Source organism: Shewanella aestuarii, from assembly GCF_014647215.1.
Taxonomy (GTDB): Bacteria; Pseudomonadota; Gammaproteobacteria; order Enterobacterales; family Shewanellaceae; genus Shewanella; species Shewanella aestuarii.
Genome location: NZ_BMOT01000002.1, coordinates 30,882 through 57,148 on the forward strand (window position 1 = coordinate 30,882; position 26,267 = coordinate 57,148).

The following is a 26,267-nucleotide window of genomic DNA, read 5'->3' on the forward strand; positions in this document are numbered from 1 at the left end:
ATTCTGCTCTTTAATTAATTTTACACTAATTCTTCAAAATAACATTCCACAAAGGAATGTTGTTGGACAGCGGTTTCAAGCCGATTGAAGTCAGCACGCCATTGGCGTTGTTCTTCTTGGTTTAGGTACCATCCGATGTGCTTTCTCGCAAAACGGACACCTTTGTACTCGCCATATAATTCGTAAAGTTTATTAAGGTGTTCAAGCATGATTAAACGCTGCTCTTCGGCCTTAATTGGCGCTAACTTTTTACCTGTTTCCAAGTAGTACTGAATTTCTTTAAAAATCCAGGGCCTTCCTTGTGCACCTCTTCCTATCATCACCGCATCAGCACCCGTGTAATCAAGTACAAACTTGGCTTTTTCGGGGCTGTCTATATCGCCATTGGCAACAACAGGAATCGAGATATTCTGTTTTATTGCTTTTATTGTGTCGTACTCAGCAAAGCCTTTATACATGCATTGTCGTGTGCGGCCATGAACCGCTAACGAAGCAATGCCACAATCTTGGGCAATTTGGGCGATTTGGATCCCATTACGATTATCTGGGTCCCACCCGGTGCGAATTTTGAGGCTAACAGGGACATCAACTGCGCTTACCACCGCCTGTAAAATCTCTTTTACCAAGCAAGGGTTTTGCATCAGCGCTGAACCGGCTAACTTTTTATTCACTTTTTTTGCAGGACAGCCCATGTTGATATCAATGATATGCGCGCCTTGTTCAACATTGAACTGAGCGGCATTAGCCATTAAATCAGGATCTGCACCTGCTATTTGTACGGAGCGTATTCCTTCTTCACCTGAATGCGCCATACGCACACGGCTTTTATCTGAATCCCAAACATCTGGATTAGACGACAACATTTCTGATACCGCTAAGGCTGCGCCATAGCGTAAACAAAGGTTGCGGAAGGCTTGATCGGTGACACCTGCCATTGGTGCCACAATCAGCTGGTTCGACAGTTGATAAGGGCCAATTCGCATTTGCTTTATTCACCTTGCTCTTCAAAGGGGCGCTATAGTAGCCCTTTTTTACGGGCTTGAAAAGGTCAATAAATGACCTAAATAAAACTTTTTTACTTGACTTTTGATCTTAGACTACGATTTGTGACAATTGTGCTATTTTTGAGCGGATGATTTGGCTTTTTGAGCACTGGTGCGTGTTGCAGCGAGGTAATTGTTGGGTTAAATGAAGCTATAGACGTGTGTATGATGGTGGTAATTTTTGTCATACACACGTCTATGGGGTTAAAAATAAGATTATTTACGCGTGCCGTTTAAGCGGGTCCAGTCTTCTTTATGGCAAGCGGGTTCCATATCAAACCACTGACTGTAAAAATCAGCAACTTCTTGGGCTTGCTCTTGCAGTAAACCTGACAGGGCTAATTTGCCCCCCTTTTTTACTTTTTCAGCAATCAAAGGGGCGAGTTCTTTTAGTGGACCGGCAAGAATGTTAGCGACTAGCACATCAGCTTGCAGGTTGGCTGGTTGATCTTCTGGCAAATAAAGCGACAGTTTATCGGCTACATCGTTGCGCTCTGCGTTCGCCGTTGATGCATCAATAGCCTGGTAATCAATATCTACACCAGTCACTTTTTTAGCGCCAAGTTTAATCGCCGCGATAGCCAAAATGCCTGAGCCACAACCAAAGTCGATAACTTCTTGATCGGATAAATCTAAGCTGTCTAACCATTCAAGACATAATGCTGTGGTTGGATGTGTTCCCGTACCAAAGGCTAGGCCAGGATCAAGGATCACGTTAACCGCTTTAGGATCGGGGATTTCTCGCCAGCTTGGGCAAATCCATAAACGCTGTCCAAATTGAATGGGGTGGAAGCTGTCCATCCATTCACGAACCCAATCTTTATCTTCTACCTGTTCTATTTTGTGGGTAAACCCTTTACCTAAAAACGGCATAGATTCTAAAAATTCAATCGTGGGAGCTAAATCCGTTCCTGCATCAAATAGAGCAATTAATACCGTATCTTGCCAAAGTGGAGTTTCACCTAATTTAGGTTCAAAAATCGGCTCATCTTGACCATCTTCATAGGTAATGGAAACCGAACCTTGATCCATTAATAAGTCGCCTAACATGTCGGCATTGTCACGGTGAGTGTGAATGCGTAATTGGATCCAAGCCATGGGGTGTTCCTAATCTTTGATAAAATGGGTTGTTATGAAAGCTATTATACCCAAACCATTTAATAGATGCGCACCTTCGTGTGAATTTTATCTTTTACCCTATGATTAAATTGAGGGAAGTTTCACGTATTTGGCTGACATGATGAGGCTTTTATTCACAGTATTGTTTTCAATAGAGGATGCTGGTTTGAGTTATTAACCAAGTTGTTATTACTGTTTGAAATTCTGTTACAAACACAATGTGATCTGCCTCTAACTCCCAGATTTTATTGGGTGAGCAGGGTCACGGTTTGTTTTGTGTTCAGTGATGTTGTTTGAAAAGACTTGATAAGGTCAATATCTCAAATTACGTCAGGACAGGATGTGACAACTTATGGCTAACAATCCCTCGCCCGCAAAAGTCGATTTAATTGCCAGCGCAGTTAAAGGGTTTTCTCATCCCATTTGGGCCGCAAGAGCCGATCGATTACAAAGTGCATCAGGTGTGTTACTTGGACTATTTATCATTATGCATTTGCATTTTGAGTCCAGTATTTTACTTGGTAAAGAAACCTTTTATCGGGTCGTGCAGCTACTGGAGGGCGGCATGTTTAATAGCACTGGCCATGGTTACCCGATAGTAACAAAAGTATTCTCTGTGTTTATCTTATTGGTGGTGATAACCCATGCTGTGGTCGCATTACGGCGATTTCCTGCTCAAATTGGTCAATGGCATGCATTACGCGGTCATTTAAAGGGTATTCGGCATAAGGATACCCATGCATGGTTTTGGCAATTAATAACGGGGTTTATTCTATTTTTTCTGGTTCCTGTTCATTTATTTACCATGATTTTGAATCCTGAAATTGGACCGAACTTATCTGCTGAGCGGGTGTATCTCGATAATGTGTGGGTACTGTATGCCTTGTTACTACCCGCTGTTGTTGTGCATGCTTTGATTGGGTTATATCGGGTTGCAATAAAATGGGGTTTGGTTTCTCAGCGAAAAGTATTAAGGCAGGTGGTGAAAGTTCTAATTGTGTACTTATTGTGCTTAGGGATCGCCAGCTTAGTGGCATATATCTTGATTGGCACTGAGTTAACAATACCAGTTCAACCCTTTTCACCACATTAGTTAACTATGTGGACTATTTAGCATTTGATTAACAATTAATCATTGTGTTGATCTGGTTCACAGTTAATTTGGCTTATGTGAGCGATATTGTGTTGAACGATACATTAAACAATTAAACACAATAACAAGAGAGGCAGAGAATAATGACAGTAAACTTCAGTGTTAAAAAATGGAGTGGTTGGCTAGATTTAAGTCAGAGTGTTTCTGGTGTCATGCTTGCTGTGTTTTTGTGGACTCATTTGGTATTGGTGTCGTCAATCCTATTAGGTGCAGATGCTATGTCGTGGGTTGCTCGCACTATGGAGCTGAGCTTTCTATCTGCTGATGGTCACGGTTATCCTTGGGTGGTGACTCTCATTGCGATTGCCATTGCTGTACTTGCCAGCATACATGTTCTGGTTGCATTACAAAAACTGCCTATGAGTTTGGCGCAGCAAAAGGCGCTGCGTTTACAAATGCAAACGATTAATCACGGTGACACTCGTCTATGGCGTTGGCAAGCCATTACTGGGGTCATTATTTTATTGTTACTCCCCGTTCACTTATGGCTGATAGGTTCAGCCCCTGAAACCATAGGCCCCTATGGGAGTGCCGATCGCATTTGGAACCAAGGTGTTTGGCTAGTGTATTTACCACTATTGTTCACCGTTGAGTTGCATGCTGCTATTGGCATTTATCGAGTGGCACTTAAGTGGGGCGCTGCTCGTGATCTTAATACCCGTGAAAGAATGAAGAAGATAAAGACCGTAGTCAGTGTGATATTTATCCTTATTGGTGTCGCATCACTATTGGCCTTTTTACCTTATGCCAATTAATTCTGAAACGTGAATAACTCAATGTGAAAGATAATCAATATCTAAGGTGAGGATCGAGTGTGAAACTGATTTATACAGATTCGTTAGTAGTGGGAGCTGGTCTTGCGGGTCTGCGCGTTGCCATTGCTTCAAAAGAGCGCGGTTTAGATACTGTCGTATTATCGCTGATCCCGGCTAAGCGTTCGCATTCCGCAGCAGCCCAAGGAGGCATGCAAGCCAGTTTAGGCAATGCAGTAAAAGGCATGGGCGATGATGAAGATGTGCACTTTCAAGATACCGTTAAAGGTTCTGATTGGGGCTGCGATCAAGATGTGGCGCGCATGTTTGCCCATTGTGCTCCTAAGGCTGTACGAGAGCTAACAAATTGGGGGGTGCCTTGGAGCCGTGTTACCAAAGGGCCAAGGGATGTGATTGTTAACGCTGAAAAAGTGACTCTGCATGAGGCCGAAGAAGCGCATGGGTTGATTAATGCGCGTGACTTTGGTGGCACTAAAAAATGGCGCACCTGTTATACCGCAGATGGTACGGGTCATTCGTTATTGTATGCGATGGATAACAAAGCAATTTCGATGGATATTCCAGTACATGAACGAGTTGAAGCACTGGCGCTTATTCATGATGGTCAGCGTTGCCATGGGGTAATTGCACGCTGCCTTATTACTGGTGAGTTACGGGCCTATGTGGCCAAGTCGACGACAATTGCTACGGGTGGCTATGGCCGAATTTATGAAGTGTCGACCAATGCCATTATCTGTGAGGGTATAGGTCAAGCCTTGGCACTTGAAACTGGGGTTGCCACTTTAGGGAATATGGAGGCGGTACAGTTCCACCCTACAGCCATTGTGCCAGTAGGCATTTTAACCACAGAAGGTTGCCGTGGTGATGGTGGTTTGTTGCGAGATAAAGACGGTTATCGCTTTATGCCAGACTACGAACCAGAGAAGAAAGAGTTGGCATCGCGAGACGTGGTCTCACGACGTATGACTGAGCACATGCGCAAAGGCAAGGGCGTTGATAGTCCTTACGGCCCGCATCTGTGGCTCGATATCACCTTATTGGGACGCAAACATATTGAGACCAACTTGAGGGAAGTGCAGGAGATTTGTGAGAATTTCTTAGGGATCGATCCTGCAAAAGATTGGATCCCCGTACGACCCACGCAACATTATTCGATGGGCGGCATACGTACCAATGCCACAGGAGAAAGTCCGCAACTAAAAGGCCTATTCAGCGTCGGTGAAGCCGCATGTTGGGATATGCACGGTTTTAACCGTTTAGGTGGTAACTCGCTGGCAGAAACCGTGGTCGGCGGCATGATTATCGGAAAGTATGTTGCTGATTTTTGTCAAAATAACAGTTTAGAAATTGATACTAAACTGGCAGAGCAGTTTATGCATAAGGTTCAGGCTGAAATTGATGAGCTGGTCGAGGGCGATGGTACTGAGAGTGCCTTTGCTATCAAGCGTGAAATGCAACAAATCATGATGGATTACGTCGGTATTTTCCGCAACGGCCCCGAGCTTGATAAGGCGGTGGCTGAGCTTAAAGTCTTGCTAACACGCTCTGGTCAACTTGGGCTTAAGTGTAAAAAACGTCACGCTAACCCAGAGCTGGTTGAAGCGCTGCGCGTTAAGCGGATGCTAAAAGTCGCCTTAACCGTTGCCAGCGGGGCGGCTGCACGCACAGAGAGTCGTGGTGCCCATGCACGTGAAGATTATCCACAGCGTAACGACAGAGATTGGTTAAAACGTACCTTAGCCAGCTGGCCAGATGCCAACGCGCTTGAGCCTACCTTGAGCTATGAAGACTTAGATGTCATGAAAATGGAATTGCCACCGGGATACCGCGGCTACGGCATCAACAATGCGATAGTGCATCCCGATACCGAAAAGCGTGAACAACAAATTGCCGAAATCCTCAAAGAACTGGGTGACGATGCCGATCGCTATCAAAAGCAGTGGGCACTGATGCCGTTTGAGTTGCCAGAGAGTTTGCGGCCAAAAAACGAAAGATTAAGTGACACCTTAGTGAGACCTACATCGACAGATTTAGGCGAAGAATCAACTGGAGAGCAAGCATTATGACGCAGGGGCGTACCTTAACGTTTAATATCTTTCGTTATGATCCACAAGAAGCTAACGATAAACCTAAAATGGTGCAGTATCAGATTGCCGAAACCCCAGGGATGACGGTATTTATTGCCCTTAATAAACTTAGAGAAGAGCAAGACACTTCGTTGCAGTTTGATTTTGTTTGCCGAGCGGGGATTTGTGGTAGCTGTGCTATGGTGATTAATGGCTTCCCTACATTAGCTTGTCGGACATTAACCGCTAAATATCCTAAGGGTGAAATCACCCTAATGCCACTGCCGGGGTTTGAGTTAATCGGTGATTTGTCGGTAAATACCGGTAAGTTTATGCGTGAACTTGCTGAGCGTTTACAGTTGTGGCTGCACCCCAAGTCAGACGATATTGATGTGCATCGTCTTGAAGACCCGATGGATCCAGAAGAAGCTGCACGACTTTATGAGCTAGAGCGCTGCGTTGAATGTGGCGTGTGTGTTTCTGCTTGTGCAACTAAGCAAATGCGTGACACTTTTGTTGGCGCAGTAGGGATGATGAAAATAGCCCGTTTTGAAATGGACAGTCGTGATGGCCGCACAGCGGAAGATTTTTATCATGTGATTGGTAATCAAGATGGGGTTTTTGGTTGTATGACTTTGCTTGGTTGCCAAGATAACTGCCCTAAAGATCTGCCGCATATGCAACAAATTGCGTATCTGCGTCGTAAGATGGCGATGACACTGGTCTAGGGCCTTTTGACCTTTTAAGGTTATTTTTACTGCGAAAGGTTCAGCTAAAAACGTTTTACTTTTTGATGAATGCATCTTGGAGAATAAAGAGTTGCTTAGATGACTAGGCATCACTCCATCCGCCTTAATTAAGACGTTTTAAACTCGAACAAAACTCAACCAGTAAAGCGCAATAGGCTCAAACTATTGATCAAAAAGCGCCATATATATTGGCGCTTGTTGATCTGTTTGGCAAAACACAAAAAAAAGACTGCAATTTTGCAGCCTTTATTTAATGAGTTTAACTACAGCAAAAAATCTTACGATTTAGCTCGTTTCATCGCGGTGAAGAAATCTTCATTGGTTTTGGTCATTGCCAATTTATCAATTAAGAATTCCATGCCTGACACTTCATCCATTGGGTGAAGAATTTTACGCAGGATCCACATTTTTTGTAGTTCATCCGGCGTAGTCAGTTTTTCTTCACGACGTGTGCCTGAACGATTGAAATCAATCGCTGGGAATACACGTTTTTCCGCCGCTTTACGAGAAAGGTGTAACTCTTGGTTACCTGTACCTTTAAATTCTTCGTAAATCACTTCATCCATCTTAGAGCCAGTATCAACTAGTGCCGTTGCTATGATGGTTAAGCTGCCACCGTGCTCAATGTTACGTGCTGCACCGAAGAAACGCTTTGGACGGTGAAGGGCGTTAGCATCAACACCACCCGTCAGTACTTTACCTGATGATGGGATAACAGTGTTGTAAGCACGGGCTAGACGAGTGATGGAGTCTAATAAAATCACCACATCTTTTTTGTGTTCAACTAAACGTTTGGCTTTTTCAATTACCATTTCAGCGACTTGAACGTGACGGCTTGCAGGCTCATCGAAAGTAGAAGCAATCACTTCACCTTTAACCATGCGTTGCATTTCAGTCACTTCTTCAGGACGCTCGTCAATTAGCAATACCATAAGTACAACATCTGGGTTGTTGTAAGTAATGCTTTGGGCGATGTTCTGTAGCAATAGCGTTTTACCCGCTTTTGGCGGCGCAACAATCAAACCACGCTGACCTTTACCGATAGGAGAACATAGGTCAAGAATACGTGAAGTGATGTCTTCTGTTGAGCCATTACCACGCTCCATGCGTAAACGTTCTTCTGCATGAAGTGGAGTTAAGTTTTCAAACAGAATTTTGTTGCGCGAGCTTTCTGGCTTGTCGAAGTTAACTTCAGATACTTTTAATAACGCGAAGTATCTTTCACCCTCTTTAGGTGGGCGAATTTTACCAAAAATGGTGTCGCCAGTACGCATGTTAAAACGGCGAATTTGGCTTGGAGAAACATAGATGTCATCAGGACCCGCAAGGTATGAACCATCTGAACTTCTTAAAAATCCGAATCCGTCTTGGAGGATTTCTAATACACCGCCACCGAAGATGTCTTCTCCGCTTTTGGCATGTGCTTTTAAAATTGAGAAGATGATATCTTGTTTACGAGTACGAGCCATGTTTTCGAGTTTCATGCTTTCAGCAAGTGAAACCAGATCCGATATAGGCGTGTCTTTTAATTCTGTTAAATTCATGTATGGGAGTCTTGTGTTACGCGACGAAGCTTACCGCAATCAATCAGTAAGGGTATTGAACATTGTTATGATTGATAAGCGAGAAAAGGTTTATTGAAAAAATCTGTGGATAAAGTTATCACTATATGGCGCTGACGTCCAGAATTTTAGGTACAAAAATGGCACAAATTGTATAAAACTTGTGCCATTTTATCATTCAACCCAAAGCAAGTTTAGATTTGAGCGTCAATGAACTCTTTTAATTGTGTTTTTGAGAGTGCGCCAACTTTAGTGGCAACTAACTCACCGGCTTTGAACATAAGCAATGTAGGAATACCACGAACACCATATTTAGCCGGTGTAGTGTTATTTTGGTCAACGTTAAGTTTTGCAACTGTGACTTTGCCAGCATACTCTTCAGCAACATCATCTAAGATTGGTGCAATCATTTTACAAGGACCACACCACTCAGCCCAAAAATCGACTAACACAGGAGTGTCAGACTTTAATACGTCGTTTTCGAAGCTGTCGTCGCTTAGGTATACTATTTTATCGCTCATGTTGTTCTCCAGATTTGGTTCCATTGCTAGTTTATTAATGGCTTACCATGTATATTGGGTTCGTTGAAAAGCTTTTCAAGTGAACGTGTAAATATCCGCAAATTTAATATTTGCCATTATACGCAGAGCATCATCTGTTGTTAAACAGCAGTAATGATTTTTTTTGAGCTTCTCAGTGCCCAGCCTTTTTTGATAACTTATTGTTTACCAACAAAGAAGTCTGGGCAGTGAGGTGCTCTGAAACTTTGCATATATAATATGAACGGATAAACAATGCAGCTATTTCAAACTATCGTATCTTTTTTTGCAACCCCAACTAGTATGCTGGTGCCATGAGCCAAACACATTTATCTACCCAAAAGTTCGCTGACTTTCCACTGCAAGATGCAGTCCTATCAGCCTTAAACGAGAACGGCTTTGAGTTTTGTACCCCAATTCAGGCCTTATCATTACCTATTTTAATACAAGCTAAAGACATTGCCGGCCAAGCTCAAACTGGTACGGGTAAAACAATGGCTTTTTTAGTGGCAACCTTTAATCATTTATTAACGATTGCAGCGCCTGAAAACCGTAAAAATACTGAACCTCGAGCCATTATTATGGCTCCAACGCGTGAGTTAGCGATTCAAATTGCTAAAGATGCTAATTTACTCGCGAAACATACCGGCTTAAAAGTGGGTATTGTTTATGGTGGCGAAAGCTATGAGACCCAACGTGAAGTATTAGATCAAGGCGTTGATATTCTTATTGGTACCACTGGACGTATTATTGATTATGTTCGTCAAGGTGTTATTAGCCTGAATCACATTCAAGCAGTGGTTTTAGATGAAGCAGATCGCATGTTCGATTTAGGCTTTATTAAAGACATTCGCTTTTTATTCCGTCGTATGCCAGATGCTAAAGCGCGTTTGAATATGCTGTTTTCTGCGACACTTTCAATGAAAGTGCAGGAACTGGCATATGATCATATGAATGATCCTGAAAAAGTTGAAATTGAGCCATTAGAAAAAACCTCGAAAAACATTAAAGAGGAAATCTTCTATCCTTCTATGGAAGATAAAATGCGCTTATTACTGACTTTGATTGAAGAGGATTGGCCAGATAAAGCCATTGTGTTCTCGAATACAAAGCATAGCTGTGAAAAGTTGTGGTCGTATTTAGAAGGTGATGGCCACCGCGTTGGTTTATTAACGGGTGATGTTCCTCAAAAGAAACGCATTCGCATTCTTGAGCAATTTACAACTGGCCAGTTAGACATATTAGTGGCAACAGATGTCGCTGCTCGTGGATTGCATATCTCTGATGTGTCACACGTTTATAATTACGACTTACCAGATGACTGTGAAGATTATGTTCACCGTATTGGTCGTACTGGACGTGCTGGTCAAAAAGGGATTTCAATCAGTTTTGCCTGTGAAGAGTATGCCCTTAATTTACCGGCTATTGAAACCTACATTACTCACTCGATTCCTGTGTCTGATTATGATCGTGAAGCGTTATTAGAGGATATTCCGCCTCCAGTGCGCATTCATCGTAAGCACCCGACAAGTCGCACTCGTGATGGTGGTAGTAAAGGCGCACATCGTAGTGGTAGTAACAGCAATAGCCGAGCACCACGTCATAGGACTCGTAGACCTTCGTAAATGTCAAAGTTATCGACCTTACCGCCTTATGCCGCAATTACATTAGGCTCTAATAGCTTTAATATGCTGGTAGCAACAACTGTTGCAGGCAAGCCGCAAATTATTGCTAAATACAAACGCAAGGTTCGCCTTGCGGAAGGTATTGGTGGTGATGGTCATTTGTCGGATGAGGTGATGCAGCGTGGTTTAGATTGTTTAAGCTTGTTTGCTGCAATGCTTAAAAAACATCAAGTTCTTCATGATGATGTCGCGGTTATTGCAACCGCTACGCTACGCTTAATTGCCAATGCCGACACCTTTCAGCAAAAAGCGTTCCCTATATTGGGTCACCCGATTGAAATTATTTCAGGCCTACGTGAAGCTGAATTAATCTATCAAGGTATGGTGGCAACAACCGTGGGTGAAGGAAAGCGGCTGGTAATAGATATTGGCGGTGCCAGTACAGAGTTTATTGTTGGCAAAGGGCGCAAGGTTTTATTTAAAACCAGTTTATCTATGGGAGGCGTGGTATTTAACCAGCGTTTTTTCCATACCACACCTTTTCAAATACTCGACTTTTCCCAAGCTAAAGAAGCCGTTAAAGAAACATTACTCCCTCATATGTCAGCGTTAACTAACTTAGGTTGGGACTCGGTGGTGGGGGCCTCGGGTGTGATTCAATCAGTGGTGTCGGTTTTACAGCATAGGCAAGTTTCAGAAGTCATTACGCTTGGTGTGTTGCAGGCATTTAGAGATGAAATTTTAGCGCAAGCTGATATGGGCTTATCTGACATTCGAGGGTTAACGCCTGAGCAAGCGCCTACATTCGCTTCTGGCGTCGCAATTTTGCTGGCTTTGTTTGAGCTGTTGTCAATTAAGCAGGTACACCTGGCCGGGGGGGCATTGCGTGAAGGGGTGCTGCAAAATTTAGCGGATGCGCAAGCTAATCGCTAGGCCGCATATTGTTCACTTTTTTCTGCGACAAAAAAAGGCCGTAAACTACGGCCTCTCATTATATATTTATGCATTATTACAGTAGGATGTTCACTAAGTCTGCTTCAAGTGACACCTCTGGACGCTCAATAATACGACCAATCTCTTTACCTTTTTGTTCGACAATAAAGGTTGGGATCCGTGAAAATTCATATTGCGCGGCTAAACCTTGTGGATCTAGCTTACTTCTATCAACCCCAATGTAAGTAACGATAAGATTTGGGTTAGCAGCCGCTTCGATTAAGCGCATGAAACGGGGTGTTTCACGGTGACAATCAGGGCACCAAGTCCCAATAATAACCACGATATTTGTGGGTTCTGATATCGTCTTTAATCTATCAATTTGAGCTGCATCGGTGGCATAGTTTTGATACTCATCACTGTAGCCGGGTAAATCTTTTGCAAGCATTTCGGTTGTTACAATACCTGTAATTATCACTTCTTTTTTCTCCTCATTGCAGGTCGCCATAAAGCCTTGTGATGCCTCATCAAAACTACAACCGCTGTTAGCGAGAGCGTTAGGTGTGACCATTTGGCTGCTAAAGAATAATGCCGTAGTGGCTAATAATGTTTTAACGCTATTGTGCATGATAAAGCCTCGATGAAGAAGAGAAAGAGTGCATAGGTCATTCAAACATGAGTTGTATTGGCTGTTAAGTATTAACAATTGCTGATGTTATCCCGATCACGGATATCGTTTTATTTATGCATTTTTTGCGAGTTGACGCAGCAATCTCTACATAAAAAAAGGAAGCGTTATGCTTCCTTTCGGTATATCAGTATATCAATGGCTTACTTTTCTTCTTTGAGCCACTGGGCAGCACGTTTGGCAAAGTATGTTAACACGCCGTCAGCTCCGGCACGTTTAAAGCAAAGTAATGATTCCATTACAATAGCTTTTTCGGCTAACCAACCGTTTTGAATCGCAGCCATATGCATCGCGTATTCGCCACTGACTTGATAGGCGAATGTCGGTACTGCCAGCTCTGTTTTCACGCGGTGTACTATATCAAGATAAGGCATACCAGGTTTTACCATCACCATATCAGCGCCTTCTTGAATGTCTAACGCGACCTCATGTAAGGCTTCATCACTGTTTGCCGGGTCCATTTGGTAGCTGTGTTTATTGCCACCCTTTAAGTTGCCAGCTGAACCAACCGCATCACGGAAAGGGCCATAATAGTTAGACGAATACTTCGCTGAGTAAGCCATAATTTGGGTATTAACATGACCTGCAGCTTCTAATGCTTTACGTATTTCCCCAATACGTCCGTCCATCATGTCTGATGGGGCAACAATATCTGCACCGGCTTCAGCATGTGATAAAGCTTGCTTCACCAAGATTTCAGTGGTGATATCATTTAAGATATAACCTGTGTCATCTATGATGCCGTCTTGACCATGGGTTGTGAAGGGATCTAATGCGATATCGGTCATAACGCCTAACTGTGGGAAAGCATTTTTCAATTCACGTACGCCGCGTTGAACTAAACCATCAGGATTATAAGCTTCTTCAGCCATTAATGATTTTTTGTCCGCGGGTGTTACAGGGAATAAAGCGATTAATGGAATACCTAACTCAACTAATTCAGCGGCTTCTTTTAGCAGTAAATCGATAGAATAACGCTCTACACCTGGCATAGATGCCACTTTTTCGCTGCGCTGCGTACCTTCTAAAATAAACATTGGGTAAATTAAATCATTCACTGTGAGTCTGTTTTCAGACATCAAACGACGGCTAAATTCATGTTTACGCATGCGGCGCATTCTGCGCTGAGGAAAGGCACTAGTAATAATATTCACATTCTACTCCAGGGTTAAGATGCTTCTGATTCAGCCGAGTAAAGGCAGACTTTATTTCTACCACCACGCTTAGCTTGGTATAAGGCTTTATCAGCTTGGTCTAACAAAATTGTTGGGTGATCATCACTGTCGACAACGGCCACTGAAATTCCGATACTGACGGTAAGAGGAATATCGTGGCTATCCCATTTAATACTTAATACTTCAATGGCTTTACGTATTATTTCGGCAACTTGTATTGCACCATCTTCATCAGTGTTAGGCAAGATGATAGCAAATTCTTCACCACCAAAACGTGACACCAGATCGGTTGGGCGCTTTAAATTTTCAGACAATGAATGGGCGATAATTTGTAATGTATGATCGCCAGCCAAATGGCCATATTGATCATTGATGCTTTTAAATTTATCAATATCCAGCATGAGTAATGCCATCGGGGTTTGTTGGCGTCGACTAATACGGCCTTCGGCAATCAGTCGTCTATCAAATACGCTGCGGTTTTTAACTCCCGTAAGGCTATCAATGGTGTTTTGCTCTGTCAGTTTTTGATTAACCTCATTCAATTCACGCAAGGTAATTTCTAATTCTAAGGTTCGTTCTTGCACCATTTGCTCTAAACGCTCGTTCGATTCAGCTTCCGCTTTAAGGGATGCTTCTCGGGTGACTCTCAGACGTTCAGCTTGTTCTAAAGCTTGTTGTTGTATTCGAAGCTTTGCTTTGCGTTCATCGTTGTATCGAATGGCAAGTACTGCCGCCATGGTGATCACTTCTAGTGTGACCCCTAACATCATCGGCGCTTGTAATGCGACATCAATATCAAAGATACCCAGATAAATTCCACCAGAAACAATGCAGCCGATGAGTAGTGTGACTCTACCTAAACCATATAGCCTTGCATTGCGCTGGCCTGCCCATGCTTGCATAGCCGCAAAGACGGATAAAATAACACATACTAAAGTGACGAAATAAATCAGTATCTGGATTGCGATATTGTATGAAATGAAGGGCAGAATAATAGCAAAGACAAAAGCAATCGCTGCGAGTATCCGACATGATCTAAGCATTTGTAGGTTATGGTACTTCAGTAATAATACTTTTTCGGTGAACATTAAATTGAAGCCCATCACCGTCGGGATAATAAAGGGAATAATCACATTTTGAATTTGTGGCCAATCAGGCCATAAATACCGGAAAGATACGCCGTACAGGGTTGCCATCAATAAAGCTAAACTCAGCACATAGCCACTGTAATAACTGAAGCTGAATGAGCCTGAGGCTAAGGCAATAAAAAGACTGAATACGCCAATGGCAACAAGAAAACCAATTTGTAATCCATGGTTTAAGTTTTGGGTTTCTATAACTTGCGTCAAGTCATTAGGTGACCATAAAACAAGCGGTAAATTTAGGCTGCCATTGGTGCTAATTTTTAAAAAAAATTGATGGGTTTCGTCGGGTTTGAGTGCAAAGGGAAACAAAAAAGTATTACTGCGTAACGGCCTATTTTTAAACGCTAATGAATCACCCATTTGCGTACTACTAACCAGCGAGCCGTTTACTTTATGATGTAAGACAATACTGTCTAATAAAGGGTTGTCTAATGCAAGAATTCGGGTTTGAAAGTCATCAGGTGAATAAATACTGAAACGAACCCACATGTCTTTGGCACCGATTAACTGAGTGTCTTGTCGCGTGATTTTACGCCATGTTGATGCAGGTTGCTGCTCTAGGGTGTGCAAATCTTTTATGTCATTTTGAGTTTGAATAAACAACCAATCGTACAATTTAATTTGCGTAATTGAACTGTTACTTAAGCGCACAGCAGGTTGATTTTGGTTGTTTTCAGCATTCACTGGACAAACAATCACCAAATTTAATATGACTAATATTAATCCAAACAACAATTCTGGTTTACAAATCAAAGGGCTGATTAAGCGCATTATTTCTTGCCTGAAATAGTCGAGGGTAAATTAAAAAATATGCGGCTATTTTGATAACAGTGTTGTGCCAGTTCAGTATAATCTTGACTTCGAAGTTTCGCCATTGATTCGATAATATAGGGCAAATATTGCGGAAGGTTTTTACTCGATTTGGGTTTAGGTCGCATGCTTCTTGGTAGAAGATAAGGAGCATCTGTTTCAGCCATAATGCGATTATCAGGAATGAATTTCACCAGCTCTGCTAAAGCTTGGCCTCGACGTTCATCACAAATCCAACCTGTAATACCAATATATAAATCTGCAGCTAAACAGGCATCTAATTCTTGTTTGTTTCCAGTAAAACAGTGTAATACCGCATTAGGTAAATCGGCGCGGTATTGGTTTACTATCTCGATAAAATCATCGTGGGCATCGCGACAATGCATGTAAACTGGCATGTTAAGCTCACAGGCAATCTCCAGCTGTGCACGAAATGCTTGTCGCTGCTTATCACGCGGAGAAAAGTCTCGATTATAGTCTAGGCCACATTCACCAATAGCGACCACAGAGGATTGCTTGGCAAGTTGCTTTAATCTATCAGCGCTGGCATTGCTCCATTGGCTAGCATAGTGAGGATGCACACCTGTCGTACAAAAGAGCTGTGATGGGTATTGATTGCATAGCATAATTGCTTGATGGCTTTCATCAAGTTCACTGCCGATAACAATCAAAGGCGAAACATGTTGTTTCGCCGCTTGAATGATAATGTCACCGCACTTATCTATTAAACTCGGACTGAGTAGATTAACGGCTATATCAATGTGCTTAATCATTAATAGCTTATTTTAAGCGTTTTACCCTAGTGGTCGAATTGCGGTCATCGGTACCGAGTAAGTACGAACTCAAGGCCCCTTTTTCAATATAGATTGTTTGGCCTTTATTGACTTTATAGCGATCACTTTCGCTTTGTTTCCATACCTGACCATTGGCCAAAGTAATAATAAAGGCACCATATGGGTCTTTTTTCACTTCAGTGACTTTGAAATATAACTTACCGAGATCTTTTTCGACTGTTTTTTGTAAACCAAAATCAGCTACAGGATCTTGTTGAACAGAACTTGCCACAGGGACTGTGTTGGTTTGTACTGCTTGAGGTGTTACTGCAACAGCTTGAGTTGGCGCGGTTGTTTGAGCTACAACAGCAGGTAATGTTACCGCAACGGCATGGCCATTTTCATTAGCTTGCTGTACTTTTGCCGCTAAATCATCATAACAAACTAGGCGGTCAAGCTTATCGCCTTTTACCGCACAAATTGAAAGTTGTTGTTCTAATCCAGTGTTTGCTTGTGCAGTCGTCGATGCCACAATAAGGGCTACTGCAATCCAAGTTAAGCGCATGATTTATTCCTTGTTATTATTAACTAACCACTTGATATATTGTGGATTAGCTATTGGCGTGCTCGTTGTCTGGCACATCTTCTTCGTCATCATCTTTGGGTGTATACAGTTTAGCCGCTAATAAACCGCCTTCAAACAGCAGTAGCATAGGAATGGCTAACATAGTTTGGGAGATGATATCAGGAGGAGTAAGCAACATGCCAATAACAAATGCGCCTACAATAATATATGGACGTTTTTCTTTTAATTCAGCAGGTGTAGTTACCCCTGCCCAGCAAAGTAATACCACAGCAACTGGAATTTCAAAAGCTAAACCAAAGGCAAAAAACAGCTTTAAAATAAAACTTAAGTAACTGCTGATATCGGTAGCTACTTGGACGCCTTCAGGAGCCACACTAGTGAAAAAGCCAAATACAACGGGAAACACAACGTAATAAGCAAATGCGATACCTAAGTAAAACAAAAAGGTACTGCTGGCTAATAGCGGCAAAACTAAGCGTTTTTCATGCTTGTATAAGCCTGGTGCCACAAAGGACCAAATTTGAAAGAGTACGTATGGTATTGCCACAAAAAATGATAGCACTAATGTCAGTTTAAACGGCGCAAAGAATGGGGCAGCAACATCGGTTGCAATCATGCTACCGGTTTCAGGCAAAGACTGCATTAGCGGTAACGCGACGTAATGATAGATATCGTTAGCCCAATATACTGTGGCAATAAAGACCAGTAAAACACTGCCGATTGCTTTGAGTAATTTGGTACGTAATTCTAGCAAATGGCTAATAAGCGGTTGCTGCTGCGACATGAATTATCCGTTGGATTTAGTTGAACTAGAGTGGCTAGTATCTGATAAAGATTTAGCGGCCTCATCGGCAGGTTTGTCTACTGCAGGTGCAGTGGTTGCAGATGTTTGTGTCGGGTTATTGTCTTCAACCTGATAAGGGCGATTAACCGACTGGGCTGCTTGTTTTAGCTCGTCAATTGACTGCTGTAATTCTGGTGATAAATTTGATAAACCTTTGCTTTCGGCTTTTTTCAAGTCGGCATGCAATTGTTCAATCTTAAGCTCTTGCTCAAGTTCATCTTTCACTGAATTTGCCATGCGTTTTATGGCACGGATCCATCCTGTAATTGAACGTACTGCAACAGGTAGACGTTCAGGGCCGAGAACAACCAGCCCTAAAATACCTATCAGCAGCAGCTCCATAAAGCCGATACCGTCAAACATAATAAATTACGCCTGTTCTTTGTCCTTAGACTCAGGTTTCTTTTCAGTCGCCTGCTGTGAGGTTTGTGCTGTTTGCGCAGTGGTATCTTCTAATGATTTTTTTTCATCTTCAGATGACATGGCGTTTTTAAACCCTTTTACCGCGCCGCCTAAATCACCACCTAATGAACGGAGTTTTTTAGTGCCGAATAATAGAACAACGATAAGCGCTACGATTAAAAGCTGCCAAATACTGATGCCGCCCATGGGATTTCCTCTTTAGATATAAATGGTGTCTTGTTTCACAAAACTTAAAAAACCATTATAAGGTCAAATTATTTAAGTATTATGAACTTCTAATAAATTAGTGCTAGCTAAAATTTACGATTCTTTGGCCTAGATCGCCATCCGGCTATCCATAAAATACTGCCAGCACAGATACAAGTATAAGCGGGCCATAGTGTAGCGCTTTGATTGAATAATATTGTGCCACAGATCAACAAAACAGCAGAAGTGATAAGCAAGTAGTTACTTTTGTGAGATTTTTGTTGGTAACGTAAGTATTTATCAAGCATTTGCTGTTGGGTTCCCAATAACTTACGGCCTATTTTTAGGTTGTCATAAATTAACTCAGGTAACTCTGGTAGCATATCTGCCCAATATGGCGCATTGGTTTTAACTTTATTAAACATGGCTTTAGGGCCAACTTGTTCTGCCATCCAGTTCTCTAAAAACGGCTTAGCGGTTTGCCACAAATCAAGTTGAGGGTATAACTGCCTGCCTAACCCTTCAATATACAATAACGTTTTTTCAAGCAACACCAGCTGAGGTTGCACCACAATGTCAAAGTGACGGGCGGTTCTAAACAGCTCTAATAAAACATGGCCAAATGAGATTTCATCAAGGGGTTTATTGAACATAGGCTCACAAACCACTTTCACTGCTTGTTCAAATGCCAATACATCTGTGTGTTCAGATACCCAACCTGATTCAATGTAAAGCTGGGCAATTTTATGGTAATCGCGATTAAAAAAGGCCAAAAAGTTTTCAGCAAGATAGCGTTTGTCTACCTCGGTTAAGGTGCCCATAATGCCGCAGTCTAAGCCAATGTAATAGGGATTTTCTGGGTGTTCTGTGCTGATGAAAATGTTACCCGGATGCATGTCGGCATGGAAGAAGTTATCTCTAAACACCTGAGTGAAAAACAGCTCTACACCGCGTTCAGCAAGCAGTTTAAAGTTTGTGCCCTGGGCGCGAAGCGCTGCAGTGTCGGATACGGGAATACCATATACCCGCTCCATCACCATTAGGCGTTGATAACAATGCTCTTCATATACATAAGGAACATAAAGTGCATCAGAATCTAAAAAGTTGTTTCTCAGTTTTGTGGCGTTTAACGCTTCTAGTTTAAGGTTAAGCTCACCCAAAATCGTGGTGCGATAATCATCAATGACTTCAGCAGGACGCAGGCGGTTGCCTTCACCGAGTAAGCGTTCCAATAGACTGGCGGTTTGCAGCATAAGTTGTAAATCGGCATTAATGTTGGCTTCAACATTTGGCCGCAACACTTTTAACACCACTTCTTTGCCGTTTGATTTTAAAGTGGCGGTGTGCACCTGAGAAATAGAGGCGCTGGCAAGTGGCGTTTCTTCAAAATGATCAAATAGGTTTTCGATGGGTTCGCCGAGGGCGGCTTCAATTGCTTCTCGAGCCAAGGCCGAATCAAATGGCGGCACGCGATCTTGCAACATTGCAAGTTGATAGGCCCACTCGTCATCTAATAAATCTCGTCGAGTGGACAGCATTTGGCCTAACTTTATATAAACCGGCCCCAGTTCTTGCATCGCTAGCTTTAGGCGTTCAGCGGGTTTTTTATCTTTATGTTGGTTTCGTAACCAGAAAAAACACATGCGCAATAACTTGAAGTACCAAGGCGTTTTGTGTCGTGGTAATAAATCATCTAGGCCGAAGTTGAGTACGGTTTTAATGACATGGTAACCACGCCTGATACTAGCAATTGTCATGAGGGGAATTTTTCTCTTAATTTGGCAATACGCACAGCGATTACATCGGTTTGCGAGACAAGTTGTTCTAGGTTATCACGAAAGTGCAGATAATCTATTTTGTGCGGTGCAAGACGATATTCTTCTGTGGTGAGTTGACCCAGATGCGAACGGGTTTTTAGCAACACTGATTTTAAATCCTGTGCCAATTGTTGGGTTGTCGTCAGTAATTTATGGGTTGGAGCATCGCCAATATAACGGGATAAAGGTTCAGCAAAATCAAACTCGATATGCTGAATAAAATGGCTAAAGGTTTGTAATAGCTGGATGTCGCCATCAATACTGAGCTTATCCTGCTTGATAAGTTCAGTCAGGTTTGCCCCTTCGCGCAGTTTATTTAGGGTCGATGCATCGGCATTAACGGTTGCCGCCACATCACCCTCAAATTGACTCATGACCTGAATTTTTTTAGCAAAAATAAAATACAGTGGCCAAGACAGTTGGGTTAATTGAATACAGAACACTTTGCCGTGTAAACTTTTCAAACGGGCATAATCTTGTTGTGCTTGCGTTGGCAGTTGAGCTAATGCTGTTTCAATAGCTGCGCAGGTTAACAAGGCAAAGTGATTCACGCTCATTAGAACTTATAACCTCTGTGTAGTGCGACAACACCGTCAGTCATATTAGTGTAATCTACTTGCTCTAGGCCTGCATCGATCATCATTTGTTTAAGGGTTTCTTGATCAGGATGCATACGAATAGATTCTGCTAAGTATTCATAACTGTCAGCATCTTGTGTGATCAATGCGCCCATTTTAGGTAGTACTTTAAAGCTATAAAGGTCATAGACTTTACGCATAATTTCATGCTGAGGCTTAGAAAACTCAAGTACTAATAATTTTCCACCAGGTTTCAATACGCGTTGCATTGACCGCAATGCGGCATCTTTATCGGTAACGTTACGTAAACCAAATGCGATGGTAATGATATCAAAGTGATTATCAGGGAAAGGTAAGGCTTCGGCATTAGCTTGCACATAACTTACGTTACCTACAATGCCTTTGTCGCGTAGTTTAGTTCGACCGACTTTCAACATAGAATCATTAATATCGGCTAGTACCACTTGGCCTGTATCGCCGACAAGGTGTGAAAACTTAGCGGTTAAATCGCCTGTGCCGCCCGCTAAATCTAATACTTTCATGCCTGGGCGTGCCGCGGCAACCTCAATCGTGTGACGTTTCCAGAAGCGATGTACACCAAACGACATCACGTCGTTCATAATGTCATATTTTGCTGCAACAGAATGAAATACATCCGCAACGAGATCGGCTTTTTTTTCAGCCTCTACGGTTTTGTAGCCAAAGTGGGTGTTTTTTGATTCGCCCTCAGACATGGGTATATTCCTATAATGTGCGATAATTAATTGCTAGTTTATGCCATTGTTGTAACTTGCAACATCACCTAAATGCGAGAGTGTGATAACAATCAAGCCGGTAATATGTGATACCTAATCTAAGATCAATATGACTTCAGTTAAATCGTGATGCCAATTTAGCAAAGTAGAGCATAATTTTGCCCCGCATTAGAGCATAATTTTGGCATGAAAAGCTACTCTGCCATAGTGCCGACAAACATAAAGTGGCTGACTCAGTAAGGCTTTGGTTAACTTAGTTTTGCTTTTCTGCCTTGAATGTAACTATAAATTAGTTCACTGATCCCCTGTCCAACATCTCGGTACCCAGCACTGAGCCCAGCCTCGTGACATTGCGGTGCAGCTTCAGCCAAATGTAAGTATGCACACTCGCATTGTTTAGCTACGCGATATACGTAATGGCAGGCATCTAAAAGTGGCACGCCAGCAAACGTGGAGGCACTGCTTGGCATTTTTGCAATCGCATCAACATCTAACTCTAGGCCTACAGGCAGATTGGTATTGTTTAACTCTTTGCATATTTGGCTTAGCGCACTATCTAAATTGATTTCACGACGTACCCAAATTTGTTGAAAACTGTGCCAACTTGCTCCAAATAAGCTGAGTTGCTCCAAGGTCGCTTCGCTGTTTTTTAGTTCGTGCAATCCTAAAATATGATAATGATCTAGCGCGCCATTTGCAGCAGCATAACTAAAGCCATTGCCACTATGCCTGCCTTCACGAGGCCTAAAGTCACTATGTGGATCAAGATTGACTGCCGCCATAGGTTGATTGAATGTTTGCTTGGCGGCCGTTAATAACCCAAAAGCATTGTTATGTCCGCCACCAATGACGATAGGCTCTAAACCCGCAGCAAAAATTTGGCTCATGAAGGTGATAACTTGAATGTCTAACTCTGCGGTTGCTTGACGTAAGGCTTCTGTATCTGAATTATCTGCTAACAAATTGTCAGGGCTAATAATGCCAACGACAAGGCATTGGTTTCCCTGACAAAAACGATTTGATTGTAAATTAGCAAATTGATTCAGACTGGCAGTAAACGCATCATCTGAGCCACCTCGGCCTAAATTAGCACGCGGACCAATATCTTCACTTATCCCAATAATGGCAAATTTTGCCCCTTGTGCAACGGCATGCTTGAGCGCAACAGAAATATCGTTTTGATTGATAGATGTGGTATCTAAAAATAGAAATTGTTCACCCAGTTTTGTTTCGCCGTCTCGACGGTTAACTAATGATGCGATATCAGCTTTGTTAAACATGGTTAGCATTGGCATACCTCAAAATTGAACTTAGCAGAGACAAAAAAAGCCAGCAATGCTGGCTTTTTATGAGTTTAAAACTTAGTCGATATCTAATGGCTCTGGAGATAAAATTACGCCAGTATTATCGGCATAAATATGATCGCCAGGTAAGAAAGTCACACCACCAAAGTTCACTGGAATTTCCACTTCACCGACGCTGTTGCTGTCAGCACCTACAGGAATTGAAGCAATGGCTTGAATACCGATATCTAGCTCTTCTAATGCATCAACATCGCGGACCGTACCGTAAATGATAATACCTTCCCAGTTGTTAGCAACGGCAATTTCAGCAATGCTGGCATCAAGTAATGCACGGCGTAATGAACCGCCACCATCAACCAATAATACTTTTCCTTCACCATCCTCTTGTAAAGCTTCGGCAATTAAACCGTTATCTTCAAAGCATTTAATGGTGCTAATTGAGCCGCCGAAAGAGCTGCAACCACCATAATTACTGAACATTGGTTCTACCACGTCGACCACATCGATATACATGTCGCACAGTTCTGAGGTGTTGTATTCCATAGATAACTCCTAATGGCTGCAATAGGTTCATTGCACTGGATTAATTGCTAATAAAGGCAAAGTTAAATGAATTATATGGGGTTTTTTTTAAATTAAAAGCGTTATTCGTCACGACCTTGTTGCAAATCAAACTAGAATGATAATACTATATATAGAACGCAATGATTTATTTTGAGAACAATAGCTGATTTTGGTGTTTATTTACTTTAAAATTTAACTATTTACTAATCAACTATAGATCATGATCACTAAAATACGTTTATAAATTACTAACATAGCTAGCGACTTGTTAACATATCAGTGGTTTTTAGGCATCAGTTTATTTTATTTATTTGCTTTAGGGGCACGGATCCCTCGTTACGCTTACGGATGGCAGAGAGCCTTAAAGAGGTTCTTATGGAAAGTACGAATATGATTGAAATATTAGGCTATGTTGCTTCTGTTATGGTTGCAATTTCGTTAATGATGAAAGATATCATCATGTTACGTTGGCTAAATTTTGTAGGTTGTGGTTTGTTTGCTGCGTACGGATATGCTATCGATGCATGGCCAGTTGCCGGAATGAATGCGTTTGTGGCGGGGATTAATATTTATCACTTAGTGAAAATTTATCGCACCAAAAACCCTGAAGTACAAGTTGCGTCTGCCTAAGCATTATTTCATCGTGTTCACCCTTTATTGTTAACCTAAACAACTAAGGGTGAATGATTCACCTTTTATCTCATGCATTTATACTCTTCATTTATCCGCTTCACTCTATCTTTTCTTGTCATAAAAACTTCGAATAACTGTCACTTTGTAGTCATTGGATCTGACTAATCTGCTAATAGGTAGAAAAATGAGCGCATGGAGCGCAACGGGAGTGGCAATGAATTTGATTAGCAAAGTCGATCAATATCTGTTTTATTCCATTATTGATTTTACACGTAAACAACAACTCTCAACGGCTGCGCTGAAAGCTTCCTCTACTGGTGACGGCCATTGGTATGTATACCTTTCAGTGACAGTGTTATTGATGCACGGTCAAGGGCAGCATTTTTTTAATCTACTGCTACTGGGTTTTATCATCGAATTGCCGCTATACCTTGTATTTAAAAATGCGATTCGTCGTCAGCGTCCCTGTTATGCATTGGTTGATTTTAATTGTCATTTCGAACCTTCAGATAAATTCAGTTTACCGTCTGGGCACACAGCAGGTGCATTTGTGGTGGCCAGTGTTATTCATATTTGTTTTCCTGTTTTGGCACCTTTGGCTTATTTATGGGCACTGACAGTAGGTTTATCCCGTATCGCATTAGGTGTGCATTATCCGTTAGATATCGTTGCAGGCATGGGGCTAGGGATGGGCTCGGTAATGCTAGCTCAACGCATTGTTTAATAGGGAGCCAAAATATGAAAATCCTCTACGGGGTACAAGGCACAGGAAATGGTCATATTAGTCGCGCGCGAGTCATGGCTAAGGCGATGAAAAACAGCAATGTTGAAGTCGATTTTCTATTTAGTGGCAGACCAGAAGAACATTATTTTGATATGCAAGAGTTTGGTGATTATCAGGTACGCAAAGGTTTATCATTTGTGACTGAAAGTGGCCGTGTTAATTTACTTAAAACAGCCCAAAATAATGTTAGTCGGTCAATATTTGACGAAGTTAAGCAGTTAGATGTGCGTGGCTATGATCTGGTGCTTAATGATTTTGAGCCCGTTACCGCCTGGGCGGCGAAGCAGCAAGGAGTAAAATCCATTTCAATTAGTCATCAAGCGGCATTGCAATATCCTGTTCCGAAGCAAGGTGGAAGTTGGTGGGATGAAGTGATCCTCAATCATTTTGCGCCAGTGGATATTGCCTTAGGTTGCCACTGGCATCACTTTGGATTTCCTATTTTGCCACCATTTGTGGAAGTGGACCCGTCATCGACACAGTTTTGCCATCAAATATTGGTGTATCTGCCGTTTGAAAATGCCGATGACATCGCAGAGTTTTTAAAGCCATTTGATGATTACCAATTTTTTGTTTACCACAGTGTCAAACCGATTAAGCCTTTGCCTGAACATATTCATTGGCATGGGTTTAGTCGAGATAGCTTTAAGCAACATTTATCACAATGCGGTGGCGTAGTGGCCAATGCTGGATTTGAGCTGGCCAGTGAAGCGATGGCATTAGGCAAAAAACTGTTGGTAAAACCCTTGATAGGGCAGTTTGAGCAGTCGGCAAATGTGGCCGCATTAGAGTTACTCGCAGCGGCAGACAGTATGCAAGTATTGGATAGTGCCAAACTCACCCGTTGGTTAAAAGCACCATCACCACAAGCGATCCATTACCCTAAAGTAGGGGATGCTCTCGTCGATTGGTTAACAAAAGGTGAATGGCAGCAGTCACAACAGCTGTGTGATCAGCTATGGTCGCAGGTTGAATTACCGGACAATTGGCGTAAACGTCAGTAAAATAGCGTTAATACAGATAAAAAATAAGCCCTTAGCGTAATACACTTAGGGCTTATTTTTTGGAGATGGGTTTTTAAGAATGACGGCTATGGAGAATTTCTAATAATTCGTCTTCGTACTCAAAACGAGACTCCATGGCTTGAGCAAGCTGCGCTAAATCTTTATCAAGCTGATAAAGCACTTTATCGTCTTCAGACTCTGTATATTTATCATTAAAATCAAGCGCGGTATCAGTGCTTTCACTGATTTTTGGCAGTAAGTTTTGGGCAGTAGCTTTACTGTCTTGCCCGTAAGTCGCACATTCACTGACTACACGGTCGTAAACCTCAAAATGCCCCTCAGAGACATAATCCACCAGTTGGGCGCAAAATTCTTTTACGTCTTTAATGCTGGGTAAGCTTTTTTCTGCACGGGTATAAGGAGCAAGGCCGGCGAGGGTGAAATATTGGATAAGCAATTTACGACGATGGGTTAACCATTGATCGATTAACTTATTGGCTCCACCCCAACGTTGTTCCGCTTTTTCGAGTTGTGTAAGCATGTGATGACCTTAACTTGCAACCTTACAATATTATCTACTGTATTGGACAAGTACTCAGTTGATCAACTGTTTTATGCTTTATTTATCAAAGGACA

General features: G+C 42.2%; 27 protein-coding genes. 9 read left to right on the top strand and 18 right to left on the bottom strand.

Annotation, left to right across the window (positions count from 1 at the left end):
- Window positions 1–20: 20 nt before the first annotated feature.
- Together dusB and prmA are read right to left on the bottom strand one after the other, a co-directional pair.
- Complete coding sequence (gene dusB / locus IEY03_RS03950) at window positions 21–983, bottom strand: tRNA dihydrouridine synthase DusB (RefSeq protein ID WP_188840060.1); 963 nt, start codon at window positions 981–983, stop codon at window positions 21–23.
- 276 nt (window positions 984–1,259) lie between these two features.
- A complete protein-coding gene (gene prmA / locus IEY03_RS03955) occupies window positions 1,260–2,141 on the bottom strand; it encodes a 50S ribosomal protein L11 methyltransferase (protein ID WP_188840061.1) in 882 nt (293 codons plus the stop codon).
- A 373-nt stretch (window positions 2,142–2,514) separates the two neighbouring features.
- On the opposite strand from prmA, the gene IEY03_RS03960 reads away from it, so the two are divergent.
- From IEY03_RS03960 to IEY03_RS03975, 4 genes are all read left to right on the top strand, one after another.
- Window positions 2,515–3,255: a fumarate reductase cytochrome b subunit gene (locus tag IEY03_RS03960; protein WP_188840062.1), complete on the top strand. Its 741-nt coding sequence runs from the start codon at window positions 2,515–2,517 to the stop codon at window positions 3,253–3,255.
- Between the two features lie 143 nt (window positions 3,256–3,398).
- Window positions 3,399–4,070: a fumarate reductase cytochrome b subunit gene (locus tag IEY03_RS03965; protein WP_188840063.1), complete on the top strand. Its 672-nt coding sequence runs from the start codon at window positions 3,399–3,401 to the stop codon at window positions 4,068–4,070.
- Between the two features lie 59 nt (window positions 4,071–4,129).
- On the top strand, window positions 4,130–6,154 hold the full coding sequence (locus IEY03_RS03970; protein ID WP_188840064.1) for a fumarate reductase flavoprotein subunit: 2,025 nt from the start codon (window positions 4,130–4,132) through the stop codon (window positions 6,152–6,154).
- A complete protein-coding gene (locus tag IEY03_RS03975; RefSeq protein WP_188840065.1) occupies window positions 6,151–6,882 on the top strand; it encodes a fumarate reductase iron-sulfur subunit in 732 nt (243 codons plus the stop codon). Before IEY03_RS03970 ends, IEY03_RS03975 begins: the two co-directional genes overlap by 4 nt.
- 299 nt (window positions 6,883–7,181) lie before the next feature.
- Here IEY03_RS03975 and rho read toward each other — a convergent pair whose 3' ends face one another.
- Window positions 7,182–8,447 carry a transcription termination factor Rho gene (gene rho, locus IEY03_RS03980; protein WP_188840066.1) on the bottom strand — a complete coding sequence of 422 codons (1,266 nt, stop codon included), beginning with the start codon at window positions 8,445–8,447 and terminating at the stop codon, window positions 7,182–7,184.
- A gap of 212 nt (window positions 8,448–8,659) precedes the next feature.
- Window positions 8,660–8,986 carry a thioredoxin TrxA gene (trxA, locus tag IEY03_RS03985; protein ID WP_188840067.1) on the bottom strand — a complete coding sequence of 109 codons (327 nt, stop codon included), beginning with the start codon at window positions 8,984–8,986 and terminating at the stop codon, window positions 8,660–8,662.
- 332 nt (window positions 8,987–9,318) lie between these two features.
- On the opposite strand from trxA, the gene rhlB reads away from it, so the two are divergent.
- Entirely contained in the window at window positions 9,319–10,629 is a 1,311-nt protein-coding gene (gene rhlB, locus IEY03_RS03990) for an ATP-dependent RNA helicase RhlB (RefSeq protein WP_188840068.1), read from the top strand.
- Complete coding sequence (locus tag IEY03_RS03995; protein WP_188840069.1) at window positions 10,630–11,562, top strand: Ppx/GppA phosphatase family protein; 933 nt, start codon at window positions 10,630–10,632, stop codon at window positions 11,560–11,562. It abuts the gene before it with no gap.
- A gap of 76 nt (window positions 11,563–11,638) precedes the next feature.
- Here IEY03_RS03995 and IEY03_RS04000 read toward each other — a convergent pair whose 3' ends face one another.
- From IEY03_RS04000 to rraA, 13 genes are all read right to left on the bottom strand, one after another.
- A complete protein-coding gene (locus IEY03_RS04000) occupies window positions 11,639–12,190 on the bottom strand; it encodes a thioredoxin family protein (protein WP_188840070.1) in 552 nt (183 codons plus the stop codon).
- A 203-nt stretch (window positions 12,191–12,393) separates the two neighbouring features.
- Entirely contained in the window at window positions 12,394–13,404 is a 1,011-nt protein-coding gene (gene hemB, locus IEY03_RS04005; protein ID WP_188840071.1) for a porphobilinogen synthase, read from the bottom strand.
- Between the two features lie 14 nt (window positions 13,405–13,418).
- Window positions 13,419–15,341, bottom strand: a complete 1,923-nt coding sequence (locus IEY03_RS04010; RefSeq protein ID WP_188840072.1) for a sensor domain-containing diguanylate cyclase — start codon at window positions 15,339–15,341, stop codon at window positions 13,419–13,421.
- A complete protein-coding gene (locus IEY03_RS04015) occupies window positions 15,341–16,153 on the bottom strand; it encodes a TatD family hydrolase (RefSeq protein WP_188840073.1) in 813 nt (270 codons plus the stop codon). Before IEY03_RS04015 ends, IEY03_RS04010 begins: the two co-directional genes overlap by 1 nt.
- A gap of 7 nt (window positions 16,154–16,160) precedes the next feature.
- Window positions 16,161–16,718, bottom strand: a complete 558-nt coding sequence (locus tag IEY03_RS04020; protein WP_188840074.1) for a hypothetical protein — start codon at window positions 16,716–16,718, stop codon at window positions 16,161–16,163.
- Window positions 16,719–16,764: 46 nt separating this feature from the next.
- A complete protein-coding gene (gene tatC / locus IEY03_RS04025) occupies window positions 16,765–17,523 on the bottom strand; it encodes a twin-arginine translocase subunit TatC (protein WP_188840075.1) in 759 nt (252 codons plus the stop codon).
- 3 nt (window positions 17,524–17,526) lie between these two features.
- The gene (tatB, locus tag IEY03_RS04030; protein ID WP_188840076.1) at window positions 17,527–17,946 is read right to left on the bottom strand and encodes a Sec-independent protein translocase protein TatB; all 420 of its coding nucleotides are present in this window, start codon (window positions 17,944–17,946) and stop codon (window positions 17,527–17,529) included.
- 6 nt (window positions 17,947–17,952) lie between these two features.
- Complete coding sequence (gene tatA / locus IEY03_RS04035; RefSeq protein WP_188840077.1) at window positions 17,953–18,192, bottom strand: Sec-independent protein translocase subunit TatA; 240 nt, start codon at window positions 18,190–18,192, stop codon at window positions 17,953–17,955.
- Window positions 18,193–18,299: 107 nt separating this feature from the next.
- The gene (gene ubiB / locus IEY03_RS04040; RefSeq protein ID WP_188840078.1) at window positions 18,300–19,949 is read right to left on the bottom strand and encodes a ubiquinone biosynthesis regulatory protein kinase UbiB; all 1,650 of its coding nucleotides are present in this window, start codon (window positions 19,947–19,949) and stop codon (window positions 18,300–18,302) included.
- The gene (locus IEY03_RS04045; protein ID WP_188840079.1) at window positions 19,946–20,566 is read right to left on the bottom strand and encodes a ubiquinone biosynthesis accessory factor UbiJ; all 621 of its coding nucleotides are present in this window, start codon (window positions 20,564–20,566) and stop codon (window positions 19,946–19,948) included. Before IEY03_RS04045 ends, ubiB begins: the two co-directional genes overlap by 4 nt.
- Window positions 20,566–21,321 carry a bifunctional demethylmenaquinone methyltransferase/2-methoxy-6-polyprenyl-1,4-benzoquinol methylase UbiE gene (ubiE, locus tag IEY03_RS04050; RefSeq protein ID WP_188840080.1) on the bottom strand — a complete coding sequence of 252 codons (756 nt, stop codon included), beginning with the start codon at window positions 21,319–21,321 and terminating at the stop codon, window positions 20,566–20,568. Before ubiE ends, IEY03_RS04045 begins: the two co-directional genes overlap by 1 nt.
- Before the next feature lie 269 nt (window positions 21,322–21,590).
- The gene (locus IEY03_RS04055) at window positions 21,591–22,637 is read right to left on the bottom strand and encodes a formimidoylglutamase (protein WP_188840081.1); all 1,047 of its coding nucleotides are present in this window, start codon (window positions 22,635–22,637) and stop codon (window positions 21,591–21,593) included.
- A 66-nt stretch (window positions 22,638–22,703) separates the two neighbouring features.
- On the bottom strand, window positions 22,704–23,189 hold the full coding sequence (gene rraA, locus IEY03_RS04060; RefSeq protein ID WP_188840082.1) for a ribonuclease E activity regulator RraA: 486 nt from the start codon (window positions 23,187–23,189) through the stop codon (window positions 22,704–22,706).
- Between the two features lie 396 nt (window positions 23,190–23,585).
- Here rraA and IEY03_RS04065 point away from each other — a divergent pair, with 396 nt between their 5' ends.
- From IEY03_RS04065 to IEY03_RS04075, 3 genes are all read left to right on the top strand, one after another.
- A complete protein-coding gene (locus tag IEY03_RS04065; protein WP_188840083.1) occupies window positions 23,586–23,840 on the top strand; it encodes a YgjV family protein in 255 nt (84 codons plus the stop codon).
- A gap of 187 nt (window positions 23,841–24,027) precedes the next feature.
- Window positions 24,028–24,567, top strand: a complete 540-nt coding sequence (locus tag IEY03_RS04070) for a phosphatase PAP2 family protein (protein WP_229778188.1) — start codon at window positions 24,028–24,030, stop codon at window positions 24,565–24,567.
- A gap of 14 nt (window positions 24,568–24,581) precedes the next feature.
- A complete protein-coding gene (locus IEY03_RS04075; RefSeq protein ID WP_188840084.1) occupies window positions 24,582–25,631 on the top strand; it encodes an MJ1255/VC2487 family glycosyltransferase in 1,050 nt (349 codons plus the stop codon).
- 73 nt (window positions 25,632–25,704) lie between these two features.
- Here IEY03_RS04075 and rsd read toward each other — a convergent pair whose 3' ends face one another.
- Entirely contained in the window at window positions 25,705–26,172 is a 468-nt protein-coding gene (gene rsd / locus IEY03_RS04080) for a sigma D regulator (protein ID WP_188840085.1), read from the bottom strand.
- Between the last annotated feature and the right edge of the window lie 95 nt (window positions 26,173–26,267).